Here is a 6,432-nt window from a genome sequence, read left to right as displayed (position 1 = left end):
GAGGCTTCGGTCTCGACCGCTTCGTCCGCATCGACGTCGGCCGTGTCCGCTTCGTCGGCTTCGGCTTCGGCGGCCCGGGCGGCGGCGGCCTCCTCCATCGCGGCCAGCTTGGCGTCGTCGATCCGGCGCTCCTTGATCCGGGCCTTCTTCCCGCGGAGATCGCGGAGGTAGTAGAGCTTGGCTCGGCGAACCGCGCCGCGACTGACCACCTCGAGCTTGGCGATCGAGGGCGAGTGCACGGGGAACGTCCGCTCCACGCCGACCCCGAACGAGATCTTGCGGACGGTGAACGTCTCGCGGATGCCGCCGCCCTGCCGGCGGATCACCACGCCCTTGAAGATCTGCACCCGCTCGCGGGAGCCCTCGATGACGCGGACGTGAACCTTGAGGGTGTCGCCCGGACGGAAGTCCGGGATGTCGGAACGCAGCGACTTGGCGTCCAGGGCATCCAGGGTGTTCATCGGTGTTCCGTCCTCATCTAGCGTTCCTGCTTTGTCTGCTCCCGGCGACCGCGCGCGGCGGCACGTCCAAGGCGCCGGGGAGGGGGCTTGCGAGGCGCGTGCCCGAGCCCGGCCCGGGCGCGCCAACCGGTCAAGTATGTCAGATGCTCAGGACGGATTCGAAATCGGCTCCTCCCGCAGCCGTTGCAGCACAGCCTGATCGCGCCGGTCCAGCCCGTCCTCGGGCAGCGCGGCGAGCAGGTCGGGCCGGCGCCGGAAGGTCCGCTCCAGCGCCTGGTCCCGCCGCCACCGGTTGATCGCACCGTGGTTTCCGGACCGCAACACGTCGGGCACGGCCAGGTCCCGCCACACCTCGGGCCGGGTGTAGCTGGGGCCTTCGAGCAGCCCGTCGGAGAACGAGTCCTGCTCGGCCGACGCCGGGTTGCCAAGCACCCCGGGCAGCAGCCGGGCGATCGCCTCGACGATCACCATGACCGCGGCCTCGCCGCCGACCAACACGTAGTCCCCGATGGAGACCTCCTCGACCGGCATCCGCCGGGCCGCGTCGGTGATCACCCGCTGGTCGATGCCCTCGTACCGGCCACAGGCGAACACCAGCCGGTCCTGCCCGGCCCACTCCCGGGCCAGTCGCTGGGTGAACGGCCGCCCGGCCGGGGTCGGCACCACCAGCCGCGGGGTGTCGCCCGCGCACACCGTGTCCAGTGCCTCGCCCCACACCTGCGGCTTCATCACCATGCCGGGGCCGCCGCCGTACGGGCTGTCGTCCACCGCCCGGTGCACGTCGTGCGTCCAGTCCCGCAGGTCGTGCACGTCCAGCCGGAGCAGGCCGCGCTCGATCGCCTTGCCGAGCAGCGCGGCCCGCAGCGGGGCGAGGTACTCGGGGAAGATCGTGATCACGTCGATGCGCATCGGGGCGGTGCTCGACGATTCGCTCGCAGGCTCGCTCATCATGGCTCCAGCAACCCTTCCGGTGGGTCGATCACGACCCGCCGGGCCCGCATGTCCACCTCGGGCACGATCGCCCGGACGAACGGCACCAGGGCCTCCCGCCCACCGTCGAGGGTGAGCACGAGCAGGTCGCTGCCCGGGCCGTGGGCGACCTCGAGCACGGTGCCGATCCGGGTGCCGTCGGGCAGTTCGGCGGCCAGCCCCGCCAGTTCGTGGTCGTAGAACTCGTCCGGGTCCTCGGTCGGTGGCAGGTCGGCGACGTCCACCACGAGCAGCGCACCGCGCAGGGTCTCGGCCACGTCCCGGGTGAGCACCTCGGCGAACCGGACCAGCAACCGCTCCTGGTGCCGCCGCACCGCCGCCACGGTCAACGGCCGGCGGGTGCCGTCGCGCAGCTGGGCGGTCATGGTGGCACCGTCGGCGAACCGCTGTGCGGGCTCGTCGGTGCGCACGTCGACGGCCAGCTCGCCACCCACCCCGTGGGCCTTGGCGACCCGGCCGACGACGACGTCCGAGCTCACTGGTCGGTGTCGACGACGTCCACTCGGATTCCACGGCCTCCGATGCCGGCCATGACCGTGCGCAGCGAGGTCGCGGTGCGGCCGCCCCGGCCGATCACCTTGCCGAGGTCGTCCGGGTTGACGTGCAGCTCGAGCGTGCGACCCCGCCGGGTGGTCACCAGCTCGACGCGCACGTCGTCCGGATGATCGACGATGCCCCGCACCAGGTGCTCAAGCGCGTCCGCCAAAAAACTCACGACTCTTCCTTGGCGTCCTTGTCGTCCGGCTTGTCGGCCTTGGCATCGGGTTTGGCTTCGGTCTTGGCTTCGGCCTTGTCCTTGGCCTCGGCCTTCCTCGGCGTCCGCTTCTTCGGCGTGGTGGCCTCGGTGGTGGGCTCCTCGCCGGCCGCCTTGAGCGCGGCCTCGAACAGCTCCTGCTTGCTCGGCTTGGGCTCGGCGCGGCGCAGCGTGCCCTCCTCGCCGGGCAGGCCCTTGAACTTCTGCCAGTCGCCGGTGACCTCGAGCAGGTGCTGGACCGGCTCGGTCGGCTGGGCGCCGACGCCGAGCCAGTACTGGGCGCGCTCGGAGTCGATCTCGATCAGGCTCGGCTCCTCCTTGGGGTGGTACCGGCCGATCGTCTCGATCGCCTTGCCGCTCCGGCGGGTCCGGGCGTCGGCCACGACGACCCGGTAGTACGGCGCCCGGATCTTTCCGAGCCGCTGCAGCTTGATCTTGACAGCCACGGGGTGGGTTGCTCCTCAACACTCTCGATGCTCATGGTTGGGCGTCGCGGCCCGAGTGGGGACGGATCACGACTGCCCGGAGGTTCTTGACGCCGTGGCACGGTGAGAGGGTCCGGCCACAGCGGACAATCCGTCATTCTGCCAGACCGGCGAACGGCGCGACCTCCACCCCGGCGCCGGCCAGCGCGGCGCGGACCGCCCGGGCGTGTGCGACCGCCCCCGGAGTGTCGCCGTGCAGGCATAACGACGCCGCCGGCACCGCGAGCACGGTGCCGTCCACGGCGACCAGTTCGCCGGCGGTGGCCAGGCGCACCGCCCGGTCCACCACCTCGCCGGTGTCCACCAGCAGCGCGTCCGGCCGGCCACGCGGGACCAGCGTGCCCTCCGGGGTGTAGCCGCGGTCGGCGAACGCCTCGAGCACCGGCGTGAGCCCGGCGGCTTCGGCGGCGGCCAGCAGCCGGGAGCCGGGCAGGCCGAGCACCGGCAGCGGACCGAACGCGCGCACCCCGGCCACCACGGCCTCGGCCTGCGCCTGGTGGTGCACGGCGGCGTTGTAGAGGGCGCCGTGCGGCTTGACGTAGGCGACCCGGGTGCCGGCCGCTCGGGCGAACGCCGCCAGCGCGCCGAGCTGGTAGAGCACCGCGTCGGCCAACTCCGCCGGGTCGATCTCGATGAACCGCCGGCCGAACCCGGCCAGGTCCGGGTAGGCGACCTGGGCGCCGATCGCGACGCCCCGGTCGGCGGCGACCCGGCACACCCGGCGCATGGTGGACGGGTCGCCAGCGTGGAAACCGCACGCCACGTTGGCCGAGCTGACCACCTCGAGCAGGGCGTCGTCGTCGCCGAGCCGCCAGATGCCGAAACCCTCGCCCAGATCGCTGTTCAGGTCGATGGTCGCCGTCATGGCGGCATGACGTCGAAGGCGATCAGCAGCACCGCCAGCGCCGGCAGGAAGTTGTTGACCTGGTGGGCGATGATGCTCGCGCCGAGCCGGCCGGTGAACAGCCGGGCCAGCCCGATCGGGATCCCGATGACCAGCAGCAGCGAGGTGCGCAGCGGTTCGAGATGGCTGATCGCGAAGATCACCGTGGTGAGGACGAACACCATCCAGCGGCCGTAGTTCGCCCGTTCCAGGGCGCCCCACAGCAGGCCCCGGTAGATGATCTCCTCGCAGACCGGCCCGATCAGCCAGACGAACAGGAACATGGTGATCGCGGCCGCACCGGGCAGCCGCTGGTTCTCCACCAGCTTGCCCAGCGCGGACGAGGCGTTGTCCTCGCCGACGATCCGGGTCCACAGGAACGCCGCCACCGACGTGCAGACCAGCCCGATCAGCCCGAGCCGCACGCCGACCCAGACGTCCGCCCAGCGCCAGGTCAGCCCCAGATCCAGCCGCGGCCCGTTGCCGCGCAGCACGGTGACGAGCACCGCAACCGCGGCGGCCAGCAGCGGCGGCACCATCGTGCCGACCAGCACGACCGGCACCGAGATGCCCTGCCCCGGCGAGAGCACCTCCGCGATCGCGCCGATCAGCACCGCGGACAGCACGAGCACCGCGAAGACCAGCCCGAATGACCAGATCCCCCAGCGGTGCTGCCTTCGCGGTTCCCCGACCGGTCGCGTCGCCTCCGGACGGCGGTCGACGACGTCGCTCACGTAGGGACCCCTCCGCCGAAATGTGGTGGCGCTCTGAGACTAGCCGGTGTCCTAGCTGATCACCCGTCCGCGAAGGATGATTCGCGTAGGTGTCCGCAGGGTGTCCAGTGCGGACCGGGGATCGGCGTCGACGGCGAGCAGGTCGGCGGCCGAACCCTCGTCCAGCGCGGACCAGCCCAGCCAGTCCCGGGCCGCCCAGGACGCCGCGCCGAGTGCGCGTTCGGCGGACAGCCCGGCCGCGTGCAGCGCGACGATCTCGTCGACGATCCGCCCGTGGCCGATCCCGCCGCCGGCGTCGGTGCCCGCGTAGACCGGGATGCCGGCCTCGATCGCGGCGGCGATCACCGGCCGGTTGCGCTGGTGCAGGGCGCGCATGTGCGCCGCGTAGGCCGGGTACTTGTCGGCCTGCGCGGCGATGTCCGGGAACGTGGCGATGTTGATCAGCGTCGGGACCAGCGCGGTGCCCCGCTGCGCCATGGCCGCGATGGTGGCGTCGGACAGGCCGGTGCCGTGCTCGATGCAGTCGATCCCGGCGTTGATCAGGCCGGGCAGGGCGTCCTCGCCGAACACGTGCGCGGTCACCCGGGCGCCGGCGTCGTGCGCCACCGCGATCGCCTTGGTGAGCACGTCGTCCGGCCACAGCGGCGCGAGGTCACCGATGTCCCGGTCGATCCAGTCGCCGACCAGCTTGACCCAGCCGTCGCCGTAGCCGGCCTGCTCGGCGACGGCGGCCGGCAGGTCGGCCGGGTCGTCCAGTTCCACCCCGATGTGCGCGATGTAGCGCTTGGGCCGGGCCAGGTGCCGGCCGGCGCGCACGAGCCGGGGCAGGTCGAGGCGTTCCTGCAACGGCCGGGTGTCCAGCGGCGAGCCGCAGTCGCGGATCAGCAGGGTGCCGGCGTCCCGGTCGGTCTCCGCCTGCACCTGCGCGGCGGCCAGGTCGCCGGCCGCCATCCCGACGTGGCAGTGCGCATCCACCAGACCGGGCACAAGAAACCCACCGTCCACAATGGACTCGGCGCCGGGCACCGGCTGGGTCCGGATCCGCCCGTTGACGATCCAGAGGTCGCGTTCCTCACCCTCGGGGAGCACGACTCCCCGCACGTGCAGCGCGGTCATGGCAGCAGGCTACTCAAGATCGGCACGTTCGCATGGCGAACAAATCCGGATCGCAAAACCCTGCTCCCGGCCCTGGAAACGCAATACGCGGAGGGGGCAAGCTGGGACGTCATATTTTTCGCCGACTTCGGTTCCCTTTCTCACCAGCTCGATCCAAGGAGGCGTGCACACATGCGGAGACCCGTTCTCCGGAGGGCCATGCCGCTTGCCGCGGCAGCAGCACTTGCGATCCTCTCCCTGCCAACGATGCCGGCGGTGGCGCAACCCGCACCGGCGGCCGGTCCGGCCTCGCACGTCCAGGGCGACGTGTCCACCAGCCAGGACATCGACAACCGGGGCGCGGCGGCGGCGCCGAGCGCCCAGGCGCGCACGACCACCGCCGAGCGCAGCATCGCCGTTCGGTGGAACCTCTACGGCACCCCGGCCACACTCGTCCCGCGCACCGACATTGCGCCGCGGGCCGCCGCGGGCGCCGATCCGGTCGCCATAGCCCGCGGTTTTCTCGCGACCAACCGCACCGCATTCGGCTTATCGGACCATTCCATCAATGAGATGGATGTATTGGTGAACCGGCCCATGGGCGAGGGTTCCTACGTCATGCTGCGGCAGCGGTTCGGCTCGCTGCCATCGGCCCTCGACGGCCTGGCCGCGTTCGGCATCCGGGACGGCGCCGTCGTGTACCTGACCTCGACGATCAGCCCGAACCAGGCGGCGCCCGAGCCGGCCACCCTGTCGGCGGAGCAGGCGCTGGCGGCCGCGGCGGCCGACGCCGGACTCGCGCTGGACGCGGTGGGCACCAGCCGGGTGCAGCCCGGTGCGGTGCCGATGCCGGGTGCGGCGGCCCGGTCGGCGTACCAGGTCGTGCTGCTCGGCAAGGACCAGGCCGACCTCACCGGGTTCACCACCTACATCGACGGCCGCACCGGGAAGGTGCTGTTCCGCGAGGACATCGTCGACCACGACGTGGACAACCCGGAGTGGGACGTGTTCCCGGCCAACCCGCCGGCCG

Annotated in this window: 7 protein-coding genes and 2 pseudogenes; 1 reads left to right on the top strand and 8 read right to left on the bottom strand. The window is 72.0% G+C overall.

What is annotated here, in order from left to right; all coding sequences use genetic code 11:
- Positions 1 to 122: 122 nt before the first annotated feature.
- The 8 genes and pseudogenes from rplS to VFV67_RS33340 form a co-directional block, all read right to left on the bottom strand.
- Positions 123 to 461, bottom strand: a pseudogene (rplS, locus tag VFV67_RS33375) (50S ribosomal protein L19); the annotation flags it as partial.
- Between the two features lie 147 nt (positions 462 to 608).
- On the bottom strand, positions 609 to 1,370 hold the full coding sequence (gene trmD / locus VFV67_RS33370; protein ID WP_326474703.1) for a tRNA (guanosine(37)-N1)-methyltransferase TrmD: 762 nt from the start codon (positions 1,368 to 1,370) through the stop codon (positions 609 to 611).
- 38 nt (positions 1,371 to 1,408) lie between these two features.
- Entirely contained in the window at positions 1,409 to 1,930 is a 522-nt protein-coding gene (gene rimM / locus VFV67_RS33365; RefSeq protein WP_326474702.1) for a ribosome maturation factor RimM, read from the bottom strand.
- The gene (locus VFV67_RS33360; protein WP_326474701.1) at positions 1,927 to 2,166 is read right to left on the bottom strand and encodes an RNA-binding protein; all 240 of its coding nucleotides are present in this window, start codon (positions 2,164 to 2,166) and stop codon (positions 1,927 to 1,929) included. Before VFV67_RS33360 ends, rimM begins: the two co-directional genes overlap by 4 nt.
- Positions 2,163 to 2,651 (bottom strand): 30S ribosomal protein S16, encoded by a 489-nt coding sequence (gene rpsP, locus VFV67_RS33355; RefSeq protein ID WP_326474700.1) that lies wholly within the window; start codon positions 2,649 to 2,651, stop codon positions 2,163 to 2,165. Before rpsP ends, VFV67_RS33360 begins: the two co-directional genes overlap by 4 nt.
- A gap of 133 nt (positions 2,652 to 2,784) precedes the next feature.
- On the bottom strand, positions 2,785 to 3,555 hold the full coding sequence (locus tag VFV67_RS33350) for a 5-oxoprolinase subunit PxpA (protein WP_326474699.1): 771 nt from the start codon (positions 3,553 to 3,555) through the stop codon (positions 2,785 to 2,787).
- Positions 3,552 to 4,307, bottom strand: coding sequence for a CPBP family intramembrane glutamic endopeptidase (locus VFV67_RS33345; protein ID WP_326474698.1), 756 nt, complete (start codon positions 4,305 to 4,307; stop codon positions 3,552 to 3,554). Before VFV67_RS33345 ends, VFV67_RS33350 begins: the two co-directional genes overlap by 4 nt.
- 51 nt (positions 4,308 to 4,358) lie before the next feature.
- Positions 4,359 to 5,423 (bottom strand): amidohydrolase family protein, encoded by a 1,065-nt coding sequence (locus VFV67_RS33340; RefSeq protein WP_326474697.1) that lies wholly within the window; start codon positions 5,421 to 5,423, stop codon positions 4,359 to 4,361.
- Between the two features lie 255 nt (positions 5,424 to 5,678).
- On the opposite strand from VFV67_RS33340, the pseudogene VFV67_RS33335 reads away from it, so the two are divergent.
- Positions 5,679 to 6,432: pseudogene (locus tag VFV67_RS33335) on the top strand (peptidase M36); the annotation flags it as partial.

It is taken from the genome of Actinophytocola sp. (assembly GCF_035762905.1).
Lineage (GTDB): Bacteria > Actinomycetota > Actinomycetes > Mycobacteriales > Pseudonocardiaceae > DASYTH01.
Note: the sequence above shows the minus strand (reverse complement) of the source record. Positions and strands in the feature narration are given on the sequence as shown.

What these genes read in the sequence shown, in the direction of transcription:
- VFV67_RS33340 (WP_326474697.1), bottom strand. Translation starts at nt 5,423, where the DNA reads ATGACCGCGCTGCACGTGCGGGGAGTCGTGCTCCCCGAGGGTGAGGAA.
- VFV67_RS33350 (WP_326474699.1), bottom strand. Translation starts at nt 3,555, where the DNA reads ATGACGGCGACCATCGACCTGAACAGCGATCTGGGCGAGGGTTTCGGC.
- trmD (WP_326474703.1), bottom strand. Translation starts at nt 1,370, where the DNA reads ATGCGCATCGACGTGATCACGATCTTCCCCGAGTACCTCGCCCCGCTG.